Origin of the sequence: Martelella lutilitoris, from assembly GCF_016598595.1 — a bacterium.
GTDB classification, from domain to species: domain Bacteria; phylum Pseudomonadota; class Alphaproteobacteria; order Rhizobiales; family Rhizobiaceae; genus Martelella; species Martelella lutilitoris_A.
On sequence record NZ_CP066786.1, the window covers coordinates 2,062,129 to 2,084,928 of the forward strand.

At 61.8% G+C, this 22,800-nt stretch carries 17 protein-coding genes; 9 read left to right on the plus strand and 8 right to left on the minus strand.

All coding sequences use genetic code 11. The annotated features are described in order from the left end of the window. Positions 1-15 precede the first annotated feature (15 nt). Positions 16-3,522, plus strand: coding sequence for a transcription-repair coupling factor (gene mfd / locus JET14_RS09740; protein ID WP_200337836.1), 3,507 nt, complete (start codon positions 16-18; stop codon positions 3,520-3,522). Positions 3,523-3,733: 211 nt separating this feature from the next. Here mfd and JET14_RS09745 read toward each other — a convergent pair whose 3' ends face one another. Then, positions 3,734-4,405 carry a DsbA family oxidoreductase gene (locus tag JET14_RS09745; protein ID WP_200337837.1) on the minus strand — a complete coding sequence of 224 codons (672 nt, stop codon included), beginning with the start codon at positions 4,403-4,405 and terminating at the stop codon, positions 3,734-3,736. 110 nt (positions 4,406-4,515) lie between these two features. Further along, complete coding sequence (locus JET14_RS09750; protein ID WP_200337838.1) at positions 4,516-6,333, minus strand: extracellular solute-binding protein; 1,818 nt, start codon at positions 6,331-6,333, stop codon at positions 4,516-4,518. Positions 6,334-6,588: 255 nt separating this feature from the next. On the opposite strand from JET14_RS09750, the gene JET14_RS09755 reads away from it, so the two are divergent. After that, positions 6,589-7,242 (plus strand): invasion associated locus B family protein, encoded by a 654-nt coding sequence (locus JET14_RS09755; protein ID WP_200337839.1) that lies wholly within the window; start codon positions 6,589-6,591, stop codon positions 7,240-7,242. Between the two features lie 84 nt (positions 7,243-7,326). Here JET14_RS09755 and hspQ read toward each other — a convergent pair whose 3' ends face one another. From hspQ to JET14_RS09770, 3 genes are all read right to left on the minus strand, one after another. After that, positions 7,327-7,656: a heat shock protein HspQ gene (gene hspQ / locus JET14_RS09760; RefSeq protein ID WP_138749051.1), complete on the minus strand. Its 330-nt coding sequence runs from the start codon at positions 7,654-7,656 to the stop codon at positions 7,327-7,329. Between the two features lie 152 nt (positions 7,657-7,808). Beyond that, complete coding sequence (gene glnA / locus JET14_RS09765; RefSeq protein WP_024707845.1) at positions 7,809-9,218, minus strand: type I glutamate--ammonia ligase; 1,410 nt, start codon at positions 9,216-9,218, stop codon at positions 7,809-7,811. A 73-nt stretch (positions 9,219-9,291) separates the two neighbouring features. Then, positions 9,292-9,630 carry a P-II family nitrogen regulator gene (locus JET14_RS09770; RefSeq protein WP_024707846.1) on the minus strand — a complete coding sequence of 113 codons (339 nt, stop codon included), beginning with the start codon at positions 9,628-9,630 and terminating at the stop codon, positions 9,292-9,294. Between the two features lie 356 nt (positions 9,631-9,986). Between JET14_RS09770 and JET14_RS09775 the strand changes: the two genes are divergently transcribed. Continuing rightward, positions 9,987-11,453: an NAD(P)H-hydrate dehydratase gene (locus tag JET14_RS09775; RefSeq protein WP_200337840.1), complete on the plus strand. Its 1,467-nt coding sequence runs from the start codon at positions 9,987-9,989 to the stop codon at positions 11,451-11,453. Here the strand turns inward: JET14_RS09775 and JET14_RS09780 are convergent. Together JET14_RS09780 and uvrA are read right to left on the minus strand one after the other, a co-directional pair. Next, the gene (locus JET14_RS09780; RefSeq protein ID WP_200337841.1) at positions 11,446-12,249 is read right to left on the minus strand and encodes a DUF72 domain-containing protein; all 804 of its coding nucleotides are present in this window, start codon (positions 12,247-12,249) and stop codon (positions 11,446-11,448) included. The genes JET14_RS09775 and JET14_RS09780 overlap by 8 nt on opposite strands. 16 nt (positions 12,250-12,265) lie before the next feature. Then, positions 12,266-15,187, minus strand: a complete 2,922-nt coding sequence (gene uvrA / locus JET14_RS09785) for an excinuclease ABC subunit UvrA (protein WP_200337842.1) — start codon at positions 15,185-15,187, stop codon at positions 12,266-12,268. A gap of 247 nt (positions 15,188-15,434) precedes the next feature. Between uvrA and JET14_RS09790 the strand changes: the two genes are divergently transcribed. Then, a complete protein-coding gene (locus JET14_RS09790) occupies positions 15,435-15,938 on the plus strand; it encodes a single-stranded DNA-binding protein (RefSeq protein ID WP_200337843.1) in 504 nt (167 codons plus the stop codon). Positions 15,939-16,172: 234 nt separating this feature from the next. Beyond that, on the plus strand, positions 16,173-17,051 hold the full coding sequence (locus JET14_RS09795; RefSeq protein ID WP_200337844.1) for an alpha/beta fold hydrolase: 879 nt from the start codon (positions 16,173-16,175) through the stop codon (positions 17,049-17,051). Between the two features lie 6 nt (positions 17,052-17,057). On the opposite strand, the gene JET14_RS09800 is transcribed toward JET14_RS09795, so the two are convergent. Continuing rightward, complete coding sequence (locus JET14_RS09800; RefSeq protein WP_200337845.1) at positions 17,058-17,702, minus strand: MarC family protein; 645 nt, start codon at positions 17,700-17,702, stop codon at positions 17,058-17,060. A gap of 233 nt (positions 17,703-17,935) precedes the next feature. Here JET14_RS09800 and gyrA point away from each other — a divergent pair, with 233 nt between their 5' ends. The 4 genes from gyrA (at position 17,936) to JET14_RS09820 (ending at position 22,610) form a co-directional block, all read left to right on the plus strand. Beyond that, positions 17,936-20,734, plus strand: a complete 2,799-nt coding sequence (gene gyrA, locus JET14_RS09805) for a DNA gyrase subunit A (protein ID WP_200337846.1) — start codon at positions 17,936-17,938, stop codon at positions 20,732-20,734. 131 nt (positions 20,735-20,865) lie between these two features. After that, positions 20,866-21,360, plus strand: coding sequence for a pantetheine-phosphate adenylyltransferase (gene coaD, locus JET14_RS09810; protein WP_200337847.1), 495 nt, complete (start codon positions 20,866-20,868; stop codon positions 21,358-21,360). A 37-nt stretch (positions 21,361-21,397) separates the two neighbouring features. After that, positions 21,398-21,976, plus strand: coding sequence for a peptidylprolyl isomerase (locus JET14_RS09815; protein ID WP_200337848.1), 579 nt, complete (start codon positions 21,398-21,400; stop codon positions 21,974-21,976). Between the two features lie 133 nt (positions 21,977-22,109). Further along, positions 22,110-22,610: a peptidylprolyl isomerase gene (locus tag JET14_RS09820; protein WP_200337849.1), complete on the plus strand. Its 501-nt coding sequence runs from the start codon at positions 22,110-22,112 to the stop codon at positions 22,608-22,610. Positions 22,611-22,800 lie beyond the last annotated feature (190 nt).

Sequence of the window (22,800 nt, forward strand, 5' to 3'; positions counted from 1 at the left end):
GATTTTTGCGACAACATGATAGCCGGATTTAACCCGAAAAAGCTGGATGGCCTCAGCGGCGCCGTCACCATCGCCAATGCCGTGCCGGGCACCGAACCGCTGGTGCTGGCGGAGATGGCGCGCGCCGGCCAGTCGGTTGCCTATGTGCTCTCCGACGGCCAGCGGATTGGCGATTTCGAACAGATGCTCGGTTTTGCCGCGCCCGACATTCCGGTGCTGACGCTGCCCGCCTGGGACTGCCTGCCCTATGACCGCGTTTCGCCGGGGGCGGATACCTCCGCACGGCGGCTTTCGGCGCTCTCCGGCCTCATCGCCCATGCCGAAAAGCCGCATCCGGCGATCATCCTCGTCACCGTCAATGCCATGCTGCAGAAACTGCCGCCGCGCGAGATCGTCGCGACGCTCGGTTTTTCCGCCCGCGCCGGGCAGGTGATCGATATGGACGTCATCGTCCGTCGGCTGACCGATGCGGGGTTCGAGCGCGTGCCGACCGTGCGCGCCGTCGGCGAATATGCGGTGCGCGGCGGCATTCTCGACGTCTTCGTACCGGGAGAAGAGAACGGCCTGAGGCTCGATTTCTTCGGCGACACGCTGGAATCAATCCGCGCCTTCGATGCCGCGACCCAGCGCACCATCGGCTCGGTCAAGGCCTTCACGCTCAACGCCATGAGCGAGGTGACGCTGAACGACGAGAACATCGCCCGCTTCCGCAAGAACTACCTGTCGCTCTTCGGCGCCTCGACGCGCGACGATGCGCTCTACCAGGCCGTCTCGGAAGGCCGTCGCTATGCCGGCATGGAACACTGGCTGCCGCTGTTTTACGAGCGGCTGGAGACCATGTTCGACTATCTTTCCGGCTTCCGGATCGTGTTCGACCATACGGCGCGCGAGGCCGCGAGCGAGCGTGCTGACCTGATCGAGGACTATTACGAGGCCCGGCGCACCAATCTGGGCGCCGCCCATGCCGGGCAGGGCGCGCCCTACAAGCCCGTGCCGCCGGACATGCTCTATCTCGACGAGACGGCATTTGTCGCCGGTCTCGAAGCAAGCGAGGCCGTGCGGCTTTCGCCCTTCAACGAGGCATCCTCGCTCGGCAAGCCGGTGATCGCGCTTGAGGCCCATGCCGGCCCGCGCTGGGCCGTTGCCGCGCAGGCGCGCAGGCAAGAAGACGGCGAGCGGGCGAATGTGTTCGAGGAGGCCGTCCGGCATATTGCCGACACGCGCTCGAAGGGCGGCAAGGTGCTGATCACCGGCTGGTCGGAGGGCTCGCTCGATCGTCTGCTGCAGGTCCTGAAGGAACACGGGCTTTCGAAGATCAAGCCGGTCAAGGCGCTTGCGGACCTTCAGAGCCTTGCCAAGGGCGAGGCGGCGAGCGCGGTCCTCAGTCTTGAGGGCGGTTTCGAGACCGGCGACCTGCATGTGATCGGCGAGCAGGATATTCTCGGCGACCGGCTGATACGCAAGACCAGAAAGAACAGGAAAGCCAGTGACTTCATCACCGAGGTTTCCGGACTGGATGAAGGATCGCTGGTCGTTCACGCCGAACACGGCATCGGGCGGTTTACGGGACTGAGAACGATCGAGGCGGCGGGCGCGCCGCGTGATTGCCTGGAACTGCATTATGCAGACGATGCCAAGCTGTTCCTGCCGGTGGAGAACATCGAGCTTCTGTCGCGCTACGGCTCCGATGCCGCCGACGTGCCGCTCGACCGGCTTGGCGGCGGCGCATGGCAGGCGAAGAAGGCGCGGCTGAAGAAGCGGCTTCTCGACATGGCCGACGAACTGATCGCGATCGCCGCCAAACGGGCAACGCGCACGGCGCCGCCTCTGGTGGCGGCCGAGGGGCTTTATGACGAATTCGCCGCCCGCTTTCCCTATGAGGAGACGGAGGACCAGTATAACGCCATCGAGGCGGTGCGCGGCGATCTCGGCCTCGGACGGCCGATGGACCGCCTGATCTGCGGCGATGTCGGCTTCGGCAAGACCGAAGTGGCCCTGCGTGCGGCCTTCCTGGCCGCCATGAACGGCGTCCAGGTGGCCGTGGTGGTGCCGACGACGCTTCTCGCGCGCCAGCACTACAAGACCTTTATCGAACGTTTTCGCGGACTGCCGATCAAGGTCGCTCAGGCTTCGCGCCTCGTCAGCGCCAAGGAACTGGCCCAGACCAAGAAGGATCTTTCCGAGGGCAAGGTCGATGTCGTGGTCGGCACCCATGCGCTCCTCGGCACCTCGATCAAGTTCGCCAATCTCGGCCTCCTGATCATTGACGAGGAGCAGCATTTCGGCGTGCGCCACAAGGAGCGGCTGAAGGAGCTGAAGAGCGACGTGCATGTGCTGACGCTTTCGGCGACGCCCATTCCGCGCACGCTTCAGCTTGCCATGACCGGCGTGCGCGAACTCTCGCTGATCACCACGCCGCCCGTCGACCGCATGGCGGTCAGGACCTTCATCTCGCCCTTCGATCCACTGGTGATCCGCGAGAACCTGATGCGCGAGCACTATCGCGGCGGCCAGAGTTTTTACGTCTGCCCGCGGCTTTCCGATCTGGAAGAGGTGCAGGCCTTCCTGCAGGCGGAAGTGCCGGAGCTGAAGGTTGCCGTTGCCCACGGGCAGATGGCGGCGGGCCAGCTCGAGGACATCATGAACGCCTTCTACGACGGCAGCTATGATGTTCTGCTGTCAACGACGATCGTGGAATCCGGCCTCGACGTACCGACGGCCAACACGCTGATCGTCCACCGCGCCGACATGTTCGGTCTGGCCCAGCTCTACCAGTTGCGCGGCCGCGTCGGCCGTTCGAAGATTCGCGCCTTCGCGCTGTTCACGCTGCCGGCCAACAAGCGGCTGACCGATACCGCCGAGCGGCGGCTGAAAGTGCTGCAGTCGCTCGACACGCTCGGCGCCGGCTTCCAGCTTGCAAGCCACGATCTCGATATTCGCGGCGCCGGCAATCTTCTGGGCGAGGAACAGTCCGGCCACATCAAGGAGGTCGGCTTCGAGCTTTACCAGCAGATGCTGGAAGAAGCGGTCGCCGAGGCCAAGGGCGACGAGGACGCGGGCGGCAGCGACTGGTCGCCGCAGATCGGGCTCGGAACGTCGGTGATGATCCCGGAGAGCTATGTGCCGGACCTGAACCTTCGAATGGCGCTCTATCGCCGCCTTGGCGAACTGACCGATGCCGGCGATATCGACGCTTTCGGCGCGGAACTGATCGACCGCTTCGGGCCGATGCCGGAGGCTGTGCAGTCGCTTCTGAAGGTGGTGTTCATCAAATCGCTCTGCCGCACGGCCAATGTCGAGAAGCTCGATGCCGGACCGAAGGGCATCGTCGTGACTTTCCGCAACAAGGAATTTCCGAACCCGGCGGGACTGGTGCAGTTCATCGCCGAGCAGAGCGTCTCGGCGAAGATCAGGCCGGACCAGAGCGTGTTCTTCAACCGCGACCTGCCGACGCCGGACAAGCGCCTCGGCCAGGCCGCGATCATCATGAACAAGCTATCGAAGATTGCCGAAGCCGGTTAGGCGGCCCCGGCTTGCTGACAAACCTATCCTCACACTCGGCGTCTTCCTCGGACTTGATCCGAGGATCCAGGCAGCACGACAAGAGATCACAATAAGTTTTTCTAAATTAAATAACTGGAGTCGCCTGCATGCTCGGATCAAGTCCGAGCATGACTCCCGTAGGTAAGCCTGCGGGCGGTAGGAGCTCGCGCCTTATTGGTTTGTCAGCAGCCTAGGCGGCTCCGTCTCCATTGCCGATGTCGCCCGACACCAGCTGCTGCAGCGCGTTCTGCAGCACTTCGGCCGGCTGGGCGCCGCTCAGCGCGTATTTCTGGTTCAGGATGAAGAAGGGCACGCCGGTGACGCCCATCTTCTCGGCATTGGCGATCTCGTTGCGCACCACTTCGATGTCGGCGTCGCTGGCAAGAAGCCGCGCGACCATCTCGCGGTCCATGCCGCTTTCCGCGGCGATATCGGCAAGAACCGCGTGGTCGCCGAGATTGCGCCCCTCCTCGAAATTGGCCTTGTAGAGCCGATCGACCACCACATTCTGCATGGCGATGCTTTCGGTGTGGGCCCAGAGCAGCAGGCGGTGGGCATCGAGCGTGTTCGGCCGGATCAGGATACGGTCGAAATTGAAGGTGATGCCTTCCTCGCGGCCAAGATTTGTGAGTTGTTCATGCATCTCGTCGCGGCGGATCGGGCTGCCGAGCTTTTCGGCGAGCATCGCCTGGTTGTCGACGCCTTCCGGCGGAATGGTCGAATCGAGCTCGAAGGGACGCCACTGCACGATCACGTCGACATCCCCCTCGAGCGCGGAGATGGCGCGGTCGAGACGGGCCTTGCCGAGATAGCACCACGGGCAGACAACATCGATGACGGCGTCGACTGTTACGGTGTTCATGCCGTTCCTTTCCTTGAATACGAAGAATTGCCGCGCTCGGAGACCGCAGCCTTACATTCTGGAGTCATGCTCGGACTTGGTCCGGAGGCAGTTATCAGGCAACCGAAACCTCACTGCGCGGACGCATCCCACCAGGTGGGCAGCTGATAGCCGTAGATCGGTGTTTCGGCCGGATGTTCAATCGTCGCCCAGCGCGCCACCCACTGGCCTTCGCGGTGATAGAGCGGCAGCATGTAATGGCCGTTGACTAAAAGCCGGTCGAAGGCGCGCACCGAATCGGTGAAATGCTCGGTCGAGCGGGCTTCCAGCATGTCGTTGATCATCCGGTCGACATCGGCGCTGGCGACGCCGGCGAAGTTGAACGTGCCTTCGATGTCGCGCGAGCGCGATTCCCAGCGCCAGACCTGCTCGGCGCCCGGAGAGAGCGACGAGGTGAAATAGAAGCCCGGCGCCACCAGCACGATCATGTCATAATCGAAGGTGTTGAGCCGCTTCTGGTACTGAGCGTCATCGACGGTGCGGATCGTCATCGCAACGCCGATCAGGTTCAGCGAATGCTGGTAGGCGAGCGCCAGTTTCTCCTGGGCCGAATTGGTGGTCATCACCTCGAAGGAAAGCTGGTTGCCGTCCGGCCCGATCATCTTGCCGCCATCGATCTTGTAGCCGGCTTCGGCCAGAAGACGCACGGCAGCGCCCAGAACCTTGCGGTCGGAACCGGAACCGTCGGTGACCGGCATGGCGTAGTCGCCGGAGAGGATCGCCGGATCGATCACGTCGATCGCATCGCCCAGCAGCTCGCGTTCGGCTTCGCTCGCCGGATTGCCATAGGCGCCGAGCGTCGAGTTCTGCCAGTAGCTTTGCGTGCGCTGATAGGCATTGTTGAACAGGGTTTTGTTGACCCATTCGAAATCGAACACATCCGACAGCGCCTTGCGCACCCGCGCATCCTCGAATTTCGGCCGGCGGGTGTTGAACACGAAACCCTGCATGCCGGTCGGCGTCTTCGGGTGGAACACATCCTTCACCACCTTGCCGTCACTGGCCGCGGGAAAATCATAGGCGCGCGCCCAATGGCTGGGGTCATCGTCGAGATAGACATCGACTGCGCCCTTCTTGAAGGCCTCGAACAGGGTCGAATCCTGAAGGTAATAGTCGATCGTGACCGTGTCGTAATTGGCAAAGCCGACCATCGAAGGCGCGTCCTTGCCCCAGTAATCGTCGCGGCGCTCGTAGACGATGCGCTGGCCGGGCTCGACTTTGGCGATGGAATAGGGCCCGGAGCCGACCGGCGTCGTCATCGTATCGGTGTCGAAGGTTTCCGGATCAATCGCATGTTCCGGCAGCACCGGCATCAGCGCGAAGATCAGCGGCGTTTCCCGGTTGGCATCGGCGTTGAAGGTGAATTTCACGCTGTCGTCGCCGACCTTTTCCATCGACTCGACCAGCGCAAGCCGACGGTTATAGGGCGGGCGGCCCTTGTCCTTCAAAAGGTTGAAGGTGAAGATCACGTCGTCGGCGGTCACCGGTTCGCCGTCCGACCATTTGGCGTTGGGGTTCATGTTGAACTGGACATAGCTTCTGTCATCGTCCCATTCCACGCTTTCGGCAAGCAGGCCGTAGAGCGTGAACGGCTCGTCGCGCGAGCGCTGCATCAGCGGCTCGAAAACGAGATTGCCCAGCACCTCGTCCCACAGCCCCCTGGCCGACGAGCGCATGCCCTTCAGCACGAAGGGGTTGAGCGCATCGAAGGAGCCGACCACGCCGTAGGTGATCTCGCCGCCCTTCTTGACATCGGGATTGACGTAGCTGAAATGCTCGTAGTCCGGCGAAAGCGCCGGGTCGCCGTGCATGGCGATGCCATGGAGCGGATCGGCGACGGCCGCACCCGCCCATGCCACGGAAAAGAGGAGAGGAACAATGATGCGCATCGATTCGTCCTGTCTTGATCCTTTGATGCCCGAGACTAGCATGGGCGCCGCGCCTTGCGAAATACGGGCGGGTTTCTGCCGTCTCGCGGCAATTTAGACGTTTTCGGGGGTGGAACACGAACCAATGTGACGATATCAGGGGAAACACTGGCGGTTGAGGCCCGAATGAGGGATGGTCTGCCGCATTTCGGTAACATTAGGCATGCAGGTTCCAGCACCATTGACCTCATGCAGACGAACCAGGAGAGAAATTTCATGCTTTCACGCGCCAGATTTTTGAAGCATGTCGCGGTTTGCGCTTTCACGATTGCCGGCATCTCCGCCGGCGGCGCTTCGGCCCAGGACCAGCAGCCAGCCCAGCAGGCGGCCCAGCAGGGCAACGGATTGCCCACGCAGGGCTGGTTCAAGACCTGTAACGACAATGGTCAGGCCAATGTCTGCATCGTCCAGAACTATGCCCGCGCCGAAAACGGCCAGGTCCTGACCGCCGTCGGCCTGATCACGCCCCAGGGCGGCAACGGCCAGCCGATGCTGCAGATCACCGTGCCGACCTTCCGCGTGATCCCGGCCGGCGTGACCATGCAGATTGACAATGCCAACCCGCAGCGGGTCGACTATGCGCTGTGCACCAACGAGCAGTGCATCGCCCAGGCGCCGCTGACGGATACGCTGGTCAACGCCATGAAGCGCGGCGGCAAGGTGACCTTCACCTCGGTCAACGTTCGTCAGCAGCCGAACCCGGTCGACGTCACGCTCTCCGGTTTCACAGCCGCATATGACGGCGACCCGATCAGCCAGCCCGACCTCGTCGAGAGCCAGCGCAATCTTGATGAATCGATCAAGAAGATGGCCGTCGATCGCCGCAAGAAGATCGAGGAAGCCCAGCAGAGCGCCACCGGCGGCAACTGATCCGGCACATCCGTACAAAAAGAAAGGCCCGGTCGCCTCATGGCGGCCGGGCCTTTTCATGTCGGGGTCAGCGCCCGCGTCGCATCAGTGGGAGACTGCGTAACGCGGGGCAAGCTGTCCGTTGTCCGTCACGGTGAAAATCTCGCCGATCTGCGGGTTGCGCAGCGGTTCGCCGCTCAGATCATGTTCGAGATTGCCTTCGGAGACATAGGCCACATATCCCTTCTCGTCGTTTTCGGCGACGAGATGATAGAAAGGCTGATCCTTGTCAGGCCGGATTTCCGGCGGAATGGAATTATACCATTCATCGGTGCGGGAGAATTCCGCGTCCACATCGAATATGACGCCCCGAAAGGGAAGCGTACGATGACGGACGATGTCGCCGATATTGTATTTCGCTTCGCGTATCTTCATGAGCATTTCCTTTCGGATACTATATGGAAACGCACCACGGAGACTGCAAGAGGCGCATCGGATTTGCCGCAAAAGCTCTTGAAAGTAAAAAGAAAACCGGCCGCCCGAGGGCGACCGGTCCTGAGCTGTCCGAAAGACTGCCCGGGCTGCAATCAGACCGAGTAGTACATGTCGAATTCGACCGGGTGCGGCGACATTTCGAAACGCAGCACTTCTTCCATCTTCAGGTCGATATAGGCGTCGATCTGGTCGTCGTCGAACACGCCGCCGGCCGTCAGGAAGGCGCGGTCGGCATCCAGGCTCTCGAGCGCTTCGCGCAGCGAACCGGCAACCGTCGGGATTTCCTTCAGTTCTTCCTTGGGCAGGTCGTAGAGATCCTTGTCCATGGCGTCGCCGGGGTGGAGCTTGTTCTTGATGCCGTCGAGGCCAGCCATCATCAGGGCCGCGAAGGCGAGGTAGGGGTTGGCACCCGGATCGGGGAAGCGAACCTCAACGCGCTTGGCCTTCGGCGAGGAGCCGAACGGAATGCGGCAGGAGGCCGAACGGTTGCGGGCCGAATAGGCAAGCAGAACCGGCGCCTCGAAGCCCGGGACCAGACGCTTGTAGGAGTTGGTCAGCGGGTTGGTGAAGGCGTTGATGGCCTTGGCATGCTTGATGATGCCGCCGATGTAATAGAGGCAGGTTTCCGACAGGCCGGCATATTCGTCGCCGGCGAAGGTCGGCTTGCCGTCCTTCCAGATCGACTGGTGCACGTGCATGCCCGAGCCGTTGTCGCCATAGACCGGCTTCGGCATGAAGGTCGCGGTCTTGCCATAGGCATGGGCAACCTGGTGGACGCCGTACTTGTAGATCTGGGTCTTGTCGGCCATGCGGGTCAGCGTGTCGAAGACCATGCAGAGTTCGTGCTGGGCGGAAGCCACTTCGTGGTGATGCTTCTCGACGGTGATGCCCATTTCGGCGAGAACCGTCAGCATTTCCGAACGCATGTCCTGGACGCTGTCGACCGGCGGAACCGGAAAGTAGCCGCCCTTGGTGCGCGGACGGTGGCCCATATTGCCGGTTTCGTATTCGGTATAGGCGTTCGACGGCAGTTCGGTGCTGTCGAGCTGGAAGCCGGTGTTGTAGGGTTCGGCGGAGAAGCGGACGTCGTCGAAGACGAAGAATTCGGGCTCGGGGCCGAAGAAGGTGGTGTCGCCGATGCCGGTCGACTTCAGATAGGCTTCAGCCTTCTTGGCCGTGCCGCGCGGGTCGCGGTTATAGGCTTCGCCGGAAAGCGGCTCGAGAACGTCGCAGAAAACAGCCATGGTGGACTGTGCGAAGAAGGGGTCCATATGGGCCGTCTCGGTATCGGGCATGAGGACCATGTCCGACTCGTTGATGGCCTTCCAGCCGGCGATCGACGAACCGTCGAACATGATGCCGTCGGCGAACATGTCTTCATCGACAGCCGAAACGTCCATCGTCACGTGCTGCAGCTTGCCCTTGGGATCGGTAAAGCGCAGATCGACGAATTTGACGTCGTTGTCTTTGATTTGTTTCATAATTTCAGCAGCTGTCGTCATTTAACGTTTTCCTTGCATAAGAAGATGACGATAGGGATTCCCCGTCTTTCCGGATGGAAAGCGGAGGGATGGATCAGATGGCGTCAACGCCGGTTTCGCCGGTGCGGATGCGCACGACGCCCTCGACATTGGAAACGAAGATTTTTCCATCGCCGATGCGGCCGGTCTGCGCGGCATTGCGGATGGCATCGATGACGGCATCCACATTGTCGTCTGCCAGCACAACCTCGACCTTGACCTTGGGAAGAAAGTCGACGACGTACTCGGCGCCACGGTAAAGTTCCGTGTGACCCTTCTGGCGCCCGAAGCCTTTCGCTTCCGTGACAGTGATGCCCTGCAGGCCGACTTCCTGAAGGGCTTCCTTCACTTCGTCGAGCTTGAAAGGCTTGATGATCGCTTCGATCTTTTTCATGAGAAAATTGCTCTCCGCTTCTCCCGTTGAAGCAGGCACAGGCCCGCTCGGAACTTCATATGCACATTGCATGCCAGTTTGATCATATTGTCCCGCAATCACACCAAAAGGGAAGGGTGTTTTTACAGAAGCCGCAGCTTTGCTGATGTGCCACCGAAATAAGGCTCGTCAAAAGGCGGAGCTGCGTCAAGGGCAGGACTTTTTCACCGGGAAATATGGCTGTTGCCTGACGATTTGGCAGACATTCGTGTTTAAATAATAGGCAATTGATTATTGTATGAACAATATCGAAGCGGCGCTTGCGCTCCAGACGCATTTGCCGTTCTACTCGTCGGCACATCACGGAGGTCTCCGACATGCTTCTTCTGACACCGGCAGAGATGGGGCGCGCCGATCGGCTTGCGGCCGATAGCGGCATCGACAGCTACGGGCTGATGGTCAAGGCCGGCCGCGCGGTCGCCGCCGCCTTTCTGCGGCTTTATCCCGAGGCCCTGAGAGCAGATGTCCTTTGCGGCCCGGGCAATAACGGCGGAGACGGCTATGTCGCGGCAGAGGCGCTGAAACAGGCGGGCGTCGCGGTTGCGCTTTTTCATTTGGGCGATCCGGAAAATCTGAAGGGCGACGCCCGACGCGCCTTTCAGGCCTGCAGCGTGGACGGCAGGCCGCTGGAGCAGTACCGGCCAACCGCCGGCGCGGTGATCATCGATGCCCTGTTCGGAGCCGGGCTGCAGCGCCCGCTTTCCGGTGCGCTCTGCACAATGACCCGTCAGGTGAGCGAAGCCGCGGTACCCGTGATCGCCGTCGACCTGCCGTCCGGCATCAGCGGACTGACCGGCAAGGTTATGGGCGCCGCCTTCAGGGCTGACCACACGGTCACCTTCATGCGGGCGAAGCCGGGTCACTACCTGCTGCCGGGGCGGGAGCATTGCGGCAGACTGGAGGTTTTCGACATCGGCATACCGCAGCGCATTCTTGAAGAGGCGGGCGGGGCCCATCATCTCAACGGGCCGGATCTGTTCGCAGGCTCGCTGCCCGCGCCCGCGGCTTTCTCGCACAAGTTCAAACGCGGCCATCTCGGCGTCTTCAGCGGCGGGCCGTCGGCCACGGGCGCGGCGCGGCTTTCCGCGACGGCGGGGCTCAGGATCGGGGCAGGGCTGGTGACGCTCGCCGTGCCGGCGAATGCGGCGATGGTGGTTGCGACCCAGGTGACCGCGGTGATGGTGAAGACAATCGGCGATGCCGCGGAGCTTGCGCAATGGCTTGAAGACAGCCGCCTTTCCGCCTTCGTGCTCGGACCGGGTTTCGGCATTGGAGAAAAGGCGCGGGCTTTCGTCTCGGCCTTGGCTTCCCGGCCGCTGGTGCTGGACGCCGACGGGATATCATCCTTTGCCGAAGAGCCCGATGCCTTGTTCGCGCTGTTATCGGGCGCCGATCCGCATTGCGTGCTGACGCCGCATGAGGGCGAGTTCGCGCGGCTCTTTCCCGATATCGCCGCCGACGAAGATAGCGGCAAACCGGAAAAAGCCCGCCGTGCGGCCGAACGCGCCAATGCGATCGTGCTTTACAAGGGCGCGGATACCGTGATCGCGGCCCCGGACGGCCGTATCGCCATCAACGCGGACGCCCCGCCCTGGCTGGCAACGGCGGGTTCCGGCGACGTTCTGGCAGGGATCATCGGCGGCCTTCTGGCGCAGGGGATGCCGACCTTCGAGGCGGCCTGTGCAGGCGCCTGGCTTCACGGGCAAGCGGCAAGCCGCGCCGGCGAGGGGCTGACGGCGGAGGATTTGCCGAACCACCTGCCGCCCTTGAGCGCAATCAGCTGACCTTCTGCTGCAGCGCCATCGCGCCGGCGGGCGCGCGGACCTTGCCATTGGTGATGAAGAATGCGTAGGCGTTGCGCGGCGTTTTCTTCGGGCTCGTCTCGTCAAGCAGCGGCAGGTCATCCGGCGCGCCGCCCTCGGCCCATGTCTTCAGCCGTCCGGCCCAGCGGTCCATCTCGTCATCCGAATAGCAATGCGGATTGTCATCCGCGCCCTTCTGCAGCCGGCAATAGACGAAGTCGCCGGTGACATCGGCGATCATCGGATATTCGGGATGATCCGCACAGACCACCGTCGCGCCATAGCGGCGCACCAGCCCGACGAACTCCGGCGTGACAAACGACGGATGCCGGACTTCGATCGCGTGGGAAAGCTCAATTCCGTCAATTCTTTGCGGCAGAAGTTTCAGAAAATCCTCAAAGTCGTCCGCCTCGAATTTCTTTGTCGGCATGAACTGCCAGAGGATCGGTCCGAGCCTGTCACCCAGCTCGGTGATCCCCTGATTGAGGAATTTTTCGATCGAGCCTTCCGCTTCGGCCAGCTTCTTGCGGTTGGTGCAATAGCGGCTCGCCTTCAGCGAAAACACGAAACCATCCGGCACGCTCGCCGCCCATTTGGCGAAGGTGGCGGGCTTTTGCGACGAATAATAGGTGCCGTTGACCTCGATGATCCGCAACTTCTCCGAAGCATATTCCAGCTGCCGGGTTTTCGGCAGCTTGTCCGGATAGAAACTCTCGTTCCACGGATCGAAGGTCCAGCCGCCGATCCCGGCGCGGATTTCACCTGCCTCGGATGTCATCGCTTCAGCTCCCCTTCTATTCCGCCGCTTCCGTTTTCTTCTGTGGACGCCGCTCCAGCAGCTCCTGCATGTAGACGCCGGTATAGGAGCGCTTCTCCCTGACGATGTCCTCCGGCGTGCCGGTTGCGACGATCTCGCCGCCGCCGTCGCCGCCCTCGGGACCGATGTCGATCACCCAGTCGGCGGTCTTGATTACTTCCAGGTTGTGCTCGATCACCACTACGGAATTGCCCTGTTCGACCAGTTTGTGGAGCACATCGAGCAGCTTGGCGACATCGTGGAAATGCAGGCCAGTGGTCGGCTCGTCGAGAATATAGAGCGTCTTGCCGGTGGAGCGGCGCGACAGCTCCTTGGCAAGCTTGACGCGCTGGGCCTCGCCGCCCGACAGCGTGTTTGCCTGCTGGCCGACCTTGATATAGCCAAGCCCGACATCCTGCAGCGTCTGCAGCTTGTCGCGCACCGAGGGGACGGCTGAGAAGAACTCGACGCCTTCCTCGACCGTCAGCTCCAGAATGTCGGCGATCGACTTGCCCTTGAAATGCACCTCCAGCGTCTCGCGATTGTAGCGCTGGCCGTGGCAGACGTCGCAGGTGACGTAGACATCCGGCAGGAAGTGCATCTCGATCTTGATCAGGCCGTCGCCCTGGCAGGCCTCGCAGCGCCCGCCCTTGACGTTGAAGGAGAAACGGCCGGGCTGATAGCCGCGGGCCTTCGCCTCCGGCAGGCCGGCGAACCATTCGCGGATGGGGGTGAAGGCGCCGATATAGGTCGCCGGGTTGGAGCGCGGCGTGCGGCCGATGGGCGACTGGTCGATGTCGATCACCTTGTCGACGAATTCCAGCCCCTCGATGCGGTCATGCGGCGCCGGGTTTTCGCGTGCGCCCATGATCCGGCGCGCCGCCGCCTTGTAGAGCGTTTCGATCAGGAAGGTCGACTTGCCGCCTCCGGAGACGCCGGTCACGGCGGTGAACATGCCCAGCGGGATTTCGGCGGTGATGTTCTTCAGATTATTGCCGCGCGCGCCGACGACCTTCAACGCCTTGCCCTTTTTCGGCTTGCGCCGTTCGGCGGGCACGGCGACGGCCTGCACGCCGCTCAGATACTGTCCGGTCAGCGATTTCGGATTGGCCATGATCGCCGCGGGCGTCCCCTCGGCAATCACCTCGCCGCCGTGAATGCCGGCGGCGGGACCGATATCGAGCACATAGTCGGCGGCGAGGATCGCGTCCTCGTCATGCTCGACAACGATCACCGTATTGCCGATATCGCGCAGATGCTTGAGCGTGTCGAGAAGCCGCGTGTTGTCGCGCTGATGCAGGCCGATGGAGGGCTCGTCGAGCACGTAGAGCACGCCGGTGAGGCCCGAGCCGATCTGCGAGGCAAGACGGATGCGCTGGCTCTCGCCGCCCGAAAGCGTGCCGGAATTGCGCGACAGGGTCAGATATTCCAGCCCGACATCATTGAGGAAACGCAGCCGCTCGTTGATTTCCTTCAGGATGCGCACGGCGATATCGTTCTGCTTTTGCGAAAACCGCTCGGGCAACCCGTCGAACCAGTCGCGCGCGCCCTTGATCGACATTTCGCTGACATGGCCGATATGACGGCCATCGATCTTGACGGCAAGCGCCTCCGGCTTCAGCCGGTAGCCGTTGCAGGCCGGGCAGGGAGCCGCCGACATGTAGCGTTCGATCTCCTCGCGCGCCCAGGCAGAATCCGTTTCCTTCCAGCGCCGCTCGAGGTTCGGCATGATGCCTTCGAAGGTCTTCGTCGTCTTGTAGGAGCGGGCGCCGTCGGCATAGTGGAACTCGATCTTCTCCTCCGTGCCGTTCAGGATCGCGTCCGTCGCGGCCTTCGGCAGCTTGTCCCAGCGCTCGGTCATCTTGAAGCCGAAATGCCTGCCGAGCGCCTCCAGCGTCTGCCTGTAATAGGGCGAGGAGGACTTTGCCCAGGGCGCGATCGCGCCGTCGGAGAGCTTCTTGGCGCGGTCGGGAACGACCAGGCCTTCATCGATCTTCTGCTGGAAGCCGAGTCCGTCACAGGTCGGGCAGGCGCCGACGGGATTGTTGAAGGAGAACAGGCGCGGCTCGATCTCGGAAATCGTGAAACCCGAAACCGGACAGGCGAATTTCTCCGAGAAAACAAGCCTTTCATGCGTTTCGTTGAGCGACTTGTTCTTCGCGCCGCCGGCCGCCGTCTCGCCCTCGGGCAGCGGCTTGTCGGCAAATTCGGCAATCGCCAGACCCTCGGCAAGCTCCAGACAGGTCTCGAGACTGTCGGCAAGCCGGGTGGCAAGATCGGAACGCACGGCGACGCGATCGACCACGACATCGATGTCATGCTTGTATTTCTTGTCGAGTTTCGGCGCCTCCGCGATCTCGTAGAATGCGCCGTCGATCTTGACCCGTTGAAAGCCTTTCTTCTGCAGCTCCGCCAGCTCCTTGCGGAACTCGCCCTTGCGACCGCGCACGAGCGGCGCGAGCAGATAGAGCCGGGTGCGCTCCTCAAGGTCCAGAATGCGATCGACCATCTGCGTCACCGTCTGGCTTTCGATCGGAAGACCCGTTGCCGGCGAATAGGGCACGCCGGTGCGCGCGAACAGAAGGCGCATATAGTCGTAGATCTCAGTGACCGTGCCGACCGTGGAGCGCGGGTTCTTCGACGTCGTCTTCTGCTCGATCGAGATCGCCGGGGACAGACCGTCGATCCGGTCGACGTCAGGCTTTTCCATCATCTCCAGGAACTGACGCGCATAGGATGACAGGCTCTCCACATAGCGGCGCTGGCCTTCCGCGTAGATCGTGTCGAAGGCGAGCGACGACTTGCCGGAGCCCGAAAGCCCGGTCATCACGATCAGCGAATTGCGCGGAAGATCGACATCGATGCCTTTCAGATTGTGCTGGCGCGCGCCGCGAATGGAGATATTTTTGAGTTCGCTCATGGCTTTCGGCTTCTCGGCAAGAAAAAATCGGTTCTTATGTAGTTCGCAGGGACGGGCTGTCGAGGCTCTGCCTTAAATACGGCGCGAGAAATGAATCGGTTGACGGCATCATATCAGCGCATTAGAACAAATAAAGAACATTTTTATTGTGGATTTCACGCCCGCCATTGGTCGCCATGCGGCAGATCGTTTATGCTGGCGCGAAATTCTTCAAGAGGGCCGCGATTGCGGCCAAACAGGTGGTTTCATGGCAGGTAGTGTAAACAAGGTCATCCTCGTCGGCAATCTCGGAGCGGATCCGGAGATCCGGCGTACCCAGGACGGCCGGCCGATCGCCAATCTCAGGGTCGCAACCTCGGAAACCTGGCGTGACCGCAATTCCGGCGAACGCAAGGAGCGCACGGAGTGGCACCGCGTCGTCATCTTCAATGAGGGCCTGTGCAAGGTCGCCGAGCAATATCTGCGCAAAGGCGCCAAGGTCTATATCGAGGGCCAGCTGCAGACGCGCAAATGGACCGACCAGGGCGGCCAGGACCGGTATTCGACCGAAGTCGTTCTGCAGGGCTTCAATTCGACGCTGACCATGCTCGACGGTCGCGGCGAAGGCGGCGGCCAGGGCGGCGGCGGCTTTGGCGGCAGCCAGGGCGGCGGTTATGACGACTACGGCTCCCAGCCGGCCTCAGGCGGCGGCCGCAGCAGCGGTGGCGGCGGCGGTTTCTCGCAGGACCTCGACGACGACATTCCGTTTTGAGGCCTGCTGATTACTCACCTGGCATCCTCCCTCTTGCGATGTGATGACAGTTGCCCGATAAACCTAGCGTATGAAAATGCCGGGATTGGAGTCTCGTACATGAAACTGGTCCGTTAGCGACGATTGCACCAAACCAATGAAGGCGGCAGTGAGCTTGATCGTTCGAACTCGTCTGCCGGTTTTGGTGTCTGTCTGCCTATGCAGACGGCGATCGCTTTTCTATGGGATCATGACATGTCAGATGTTCTTTCCGCGGCCGCGCATGCGCGCGATTTTTCCGGCTCTGTGGAGCGTGGCGGCTTTCTACTTACATACAGGTGCGAGGGGCAGGGCGAGCCTGTTCTCGTCATTGGCAGCGCGGATTATTACGCGCGCTGCTTCCCCGCGTTCACGCGAGACCGATTCCGCTTCTACTTTCTTGACCATTGCGGTTTCGCTGCTCGCACCGATGGGCAAGCAGACGACGATTTCAGTCTGGATCGGATCGTCGACGATATTGAAGGCGTTCGCCGTCAGCTCGGCGTGAAACGCTTTGCTATACTGGGGCACTCCGGTCACGGCTATATGGCGCTTGCTTATGCCGCTCGTTTCCCGGACCGTGTCAGTCACGTTGTGATGGTCGCAACCGCGCCAAGCCAATCGGAACTGATGCTCAAAGCAGCGGAGCATCGGTTTGACGCTCACGCAGATGCAGAACGGAAAGCGATCCTTGCGAAGGATCTCGCTCAACTCGACGCAGATATCGCGGCAGAGCCCGGCGCCCGCTTTCGGCACTTGCTCGTGCGCCTCGGCGCGCGCAGCTGGCATGATCCTGGCTACGATGCCCGCCCCTTATGGCAGGGAATTCCGATCAACGATCGGGTCTTTGATCATCTGTGGGGCGAGGTATTTCGTGACATAGAAATTCGCGCGCTGGCGACGAAGATCGAGGTGCCGGTGCTGATCGCGCTTGGCGCAAGCGACTATTTGATAGCGCCGCCTGACAGCTGGGATGACATTCTACCGGTATTCAGGAAGGTTGACCGCGTGGTTTTTGCCAATAGCGGCCACACGCCGCCGCTGGAGGAACCGGAAGCCTTCGCCGAAACCCTGCTCGGCTTTATCGAAAACTAGCGCATTTCAGCCTGTAACAGTCGTCAGGTGAAATGCGGTCTGCATACCGTCGATGACGAACTGCACGGCAAGCGCCGTCAGCATCATGCCGAGTATGCGGGTGAGAATATTGCGACCGGTTTCGCCCAGGAACCGGTCGATCAGCCCAGCGGCTAGCATCGCCAGAAGCACCACCAAGGAAGCGATGAAGATCACCCCCACCAGTGCCAGCTTGTCGAGCACCGTTTCCATCTTCGAGCCCAGAAGAATCGTCGCCGAAATGGCGCCGGGGCCCGCGATCAGCGGCATGGCCAGCGGGAAGGCGGCGAGGTGGGCGATATTGTCCTTGGTGATCGCGGTCTCGGTGGTCCTTTCCTTGCGCTCCTGTCGCTTCTCGAAAATCATCTCGCAGCCGATCCAAAACAGAAGGATGCCGCCTGCGATGCGGAAGGCGCTCATGGAGATGCCGAGCGCGCCGAGAATGCGATCGCCGATAAGCGCAAAGGCGACGAGAAGACAGAAGGAGATGAGCGCGCCGCGCACGGCGACGAGCCGGCGCTCCGCCTGCGTCATGCCGACGGTCAGCGCCAGGAAGATCGGCACCATACCGGGCGGGTCCATCGTCACCATCAATGTGGTGAAGCCGCTCAGGAGCGTGCCCATGTCTGCCATTGAAATGTCCCGATCCCGTTGATCCCAAGGGTGCAGGCACTGGTCGTCCGGAGAAAACCCAGAGTGGCATTGCCCGCGCTTTCGACACCCTGCCACAACTCCGCCGTCAAATCCGAATTAAATCTGAGAAAAGCCGCTTCTGTCCACCGCGGAAGGCCCCGCCAAATTGGCGTTCGGCGTCGGATTCGGCTATAAACGCGCGATATGATTCTAGCTTGAGATCGTGATTCATTTTGACTGATCAAACGACACCATCGGGCGGGGGGCTCCCGCCGGGCATCGAGCCCATTTCCATCGTGGAAGAAATGCAGCGCTCCTATCTCGATTATGCCATGAGCGTAATCGTCAGCCGCGCGCTGCCGGACGTGCGCGACGGGCTGAAGCCGGTCCACCGCCGCATCCTCTACGGCATGTCGGAACTCGGCGTCGACTGGAACAAGAAATACATGAAGTGCGCCCGCATCACCGGCGACGTCATGGGTAAGTACCATCCGCACGGCAATGCCGCGATCTATGACGCGCTGGCGCGCATGGCGCAGGACTGGTCGCTCAGACTGCCGCTGATCGACGGGCAGGGCAATTTCGGCTCCGTTGACGGCGACCCGCCGGCGGCCGAGCGCTATACGGAGTGCCGGCTGCAGAAAGTCGCGCATACCATGCTCGACGATCTCGACAAGGAGACCGTCGATTTCCGCGAGAACTATGACGGCACACTCTCCGAGCCTGTGGTTCTGCCGGCGAAATTCCCGAACCTGCTGGTCAACGGCGCCGGCGGCATCGCCGTCGGCATGGCGACCAACATTCCGACCCACAATCTCGGAGAGGTTATCGACGGCGCCATCGCGGTGATGGAGAACCCGGCAATCGAACTGCCGGAGCTGATGCAGATCATTCCGGGTCCCGATTTTCCGACAGGGGCGCAGATCCTCGGCCGCGCCGGCATCAAGTCGGCCTATGAGACGGGCCGCGGTTCGGTCATCATGCGCGGGCGGGCGACGATCGAGCCGATGCGCGGCGACCGCGAGCAGATCATCATCACCGAGATTCCCTACCAGGTGAACAAGGCGACGATGATCGAGAAAATGGCCGATCTGGTGCGCGAGAAGCGCATCGAGGGCATTTCCGACCTTCGCGACGAGAGCGACCGCGAAGGCTACCGCGTCGTCGTCGAGCTGAAGCGCGACGCCAATGCCGACGTCATCCTGAACCAGCTTTACCGCTATACGCCGCTGCAGACCTCGTTCGGCTGCAACTTCGTTGCGCTGAACGGCGGCAAACCGGAGCAGATGAATCTGCTCGACATTCTGAAGGCCTTCGTCGCCTTCCGCGAAAACGTCGTCAGCCGCCGGACGAAATACCTGCTGCGCAAGGCGCGCGAACGCGCCCATGTTCTGGTGGGCCTGGCCATTGCCGTTGCCAATATCGACGAGATCATTAACCTGATCCGCCGTGCGCCCGATCCGCAGACGGCGCGCGAGCAGTTGATGGAACGCCACTGGCCGGCGCAGGATGTGGAGGCGCTGATCCGCCTCATCGACGATCCTCGCCACAAGATCAATGAGGACGGCACCTATCAGCTTTCCGAGGAACAGGCCCGCGCCATTCTGGAACTGCGCCTTTCGCGCCTGACGGCCCTTGGCCGCGACGAGATCGGCGACGAGCTGAACAAGATCGGCGATGAAATCAAGGATTACCTCGAGACCCTGTCATCACGCGTGAAGATCCAGGAGATCATCCGCGAGGAGCTGATCGCCGTTCGGGATGAATTCGGCACGCCGCGCCGCACCGAAATTCTCGAGGGCGGCCCCGACATGGACGATGAGGATCTCATCGCCCGCGAGGACATGGTCGTCACCGTGTCGCGCAACGGCTACATCAAGCGCGTGCCGCTCAATACCTACCGCGCCCAGCGGCGCGGCGGCAGGGGCCGCGCCGGTATGTCGATCCGCGACGAGGATTTCGTCACCCGCGTCTTCGTGGCCAATACCCACACGCCGGTGCTGTTCTTCTCCTCGCGCGGCATCGTCTACAAGGAAAAGGTCTGGCGTCTGCCGATCGGCACGCCACAATCGCGCGGCAAGGCGCTGATCAACATGCTCCCGCTGCAGCAGGGCGAGGCGATCACCTCCATTCTGGCGCTGCCGGAGGACGAGGAAAGCTGGGCCGAGCTCGACGTGATGTTCGCCACCACCCGCGGCACGGTCCGCCGCAACAAGCTGTCGGACTTCGTCCAGGTGAACCGCAACGGCAAGATCGCGATGAAGCTCGATGACGAGAATGATCGCATTCTTTCGGTCTGGACCTGTACGCCGGATGACGACGTGCTGCTGACGACGGCCATGGGGCAGGCGATCCGCTTCCCGGTTCCCACCATCCGCGTCTTCGCCGGACGTAACTCCATCGGTGTGCGCGGCATCGCGCTGGCTGAGGGCGACGAGGTGATCTCGATGACCATCGTCAGCCACAACGACGCCGAACCCTGGGAACGCGCCGCCTATCTGAAACGCGCCGCGCTCGAGCGCCGCACCGAGACCGGGGAGGGCGAGGACATCGCGCTAGTCGGCGAGGAAGTCGCGGAAGAGGGCACGCTCAGCGATGATCGCTACGAGGAACTGAAGTTCCGCGAGCAGTTCATCCTGACGGTGACGGAAAAGGGCTTCGGCAAGCGTTCGTCGTCCTATGACTTCCGCATCTCCGGCCGCGGCGGCAAGGGCATCCGCGCCACCGACACGTCGAAGACCGGCGAGATCGGACGCCTGGTCGCGGCCTTCCCGGTTCTCGACCGTGACCAGCTCATGCTGGTCACCAATGCGGGACAGCTGATCCGCGTGCCGGTCGACGATATCCGCATCGCCAGCCGCGCCACAAAGGGCGTGACGGTGTTCAAGACCGGGGCTGACGAAAAGGTCGTCTCCGTCGAGGTCATCTCAGAACCCGAAGAGGCCGAGCCCGTCGAGGACGAAGGCGCGGAAGAGGCTTCGGCCGACGGCGCACCCGCCGCCGAAACAGGCGAGGGCGACAGCGAGGCCTGAGCCTTGCGAGGATGACATGGAAAGCCGGGCCGTCGTGCCCGGCTTTTCCTTTTCAGAGCCTTGCTGGAATGCGGCTTGCGGCTTGCCACATTCCATGACAAAAGGCCGAGACTGAAACCGAGGCATGACGAATGGCAACGGCTTTTTACCCCGGCTCCTTCGACCCGATGACCAATGGCCACCTCGACGTGGTGCTGCAGGCGCTCAATATTGCCGACAGGCTGGTATTGGGCATCGGCATCAATGCGGGCAAGAAGCCGCTCTTCGAATTTGAGGAGCGCGCGGACTTCCTGCGCCGTGCGGTCGCCGAAAACCTGCCGCAAAGAGCGAATGATCTTTCCGTCGTGGCCTTTCAAGGCCTTGCTATTGACGCTGCGCGGAAAAATGGCGCGGGCATGATCATCCGCGGCCTGCGCGACAGCACCGATTTCGCCTACGAAATGCAGATGGCCGGCATGAACCAGACCATGGCGCCGGATATCCAGACCGTATTTTTGCCGGCAATGGCGCTATCCCGTCCGATATCGGCCACATTGGTGCGGCAGGTCGCTGCCATGGGCGGCGATGTGGAGCGCTTTGTGCCGGATTTTGTGGCAGCCGCGCTCAGGGCGAAATTCCAACGCTAAAGCCCGGTTAGAGGAAACGAATTTCAAGGAGAAAACCATGAGGAAGACGATTACGGGACTGGCTGCGGCCACGATGATGTCTGTGGTCTCGCTTACCGGGATGGCACAGGCAAAGGATGGCAAAGACCTTCTGACCCTCAACACGACCGATGGCCCGGTGGTCATCGAGCTGTTCGATGAGGAAGCGCCGCAGAACGTCGCCCGCGTCAAGGAACTGGCCGAGGAAGGCGCTTATGACAATGTGGTCTTTCACCGCGTGATCGGCGGCTTCATGGCGCAGACCGGCGATGTCCAGTTCGGTGATACCGAGGACGGCTTTGATCTCAACAAGGCTGGCATGGGCGGTTCCGATATGCCTGACCTGCCGGCCGAATTCTCCGACATTCCGTTCAAGCGCGGCGTGGTCGGCATGGCCCGTTCGCAGAACCCGGACTCCGCTAACTCGCAGTTCTTCATCATGTTTGACGATGCCCCGCATCTGAACGGCCAGTACACCGTCATCGGCGAGGTCGTGGACGGCATGGATAATGTCGACAAGATCAAGAAGGGCGACGCCGCGCAGAACGGCAAGGTCAGCAATCCGGACAAGATCCTGAGCGCGACCGTCAGCCAGTAAGCCGTTTCGACATAGGGCGCCTGTCGATCCGATTGCATCTGATGGGCGCTCTATCCCATTTGTTTCAGCCGCATAATCCCGTCCATCCTCGCTTCACTCGGATTATGCTCCCGCTCAGCCACAGGAGAACCAGATGGCCGAAATCAAAGACCCGGAAAACACCTTCATCATGGAGACGACCAAGGGAAAGGTCGTCATCGAGGCGTTTCCGAATGTCGCCCCCAAGCATGTCGACCGCATTCGCGAACTGACCCGCGAGGGCGCCTATGACGGCGTCGTCTTTCACCGCGTGATCGCCGATTTCATGGCGCAGGGCGGCGACGTCGAGCATGGCAAGAAGGGCGGCAATGCAGGCCGCGCCGGCACGGGCGGTTCGGACAAGCCGGACCTTCCGGCCGAGTTCTCCTCCGTGCGCCACGTACGCGGCACCTGCTCGATGGCCCGCTCGCAGAACCCGAACTCCGCCAATTCGCAGTTCTTCATCTGCTTCACCGATGCCCCCTGGCTCGACAAGCAGTACACCGTCTGGGGCCAGGTCGTCGAAGGCATGGACGCCGTTGATGCTTTCGAACGCGGCGAGCCCGTCCGCAACCCCGACCACATCATCTCGATGAAGGTGGCAGCGGACGCTTGATTGGGCGAGGGGACGCAGGATTTGCTCCTCCCGCTGCAGCGTCATCCTCGGGCTTGACCCGAGGATCCAAACACGGTTCGACACGACATGTTTTGGCGTTGATTTGCGGAGGCACAACGTCTTTCAAGAACCGCAACCGCCGCTCGCGGCTTATGGGATTGGATGCTCGGGTCAGGCCCGAGCATGACGC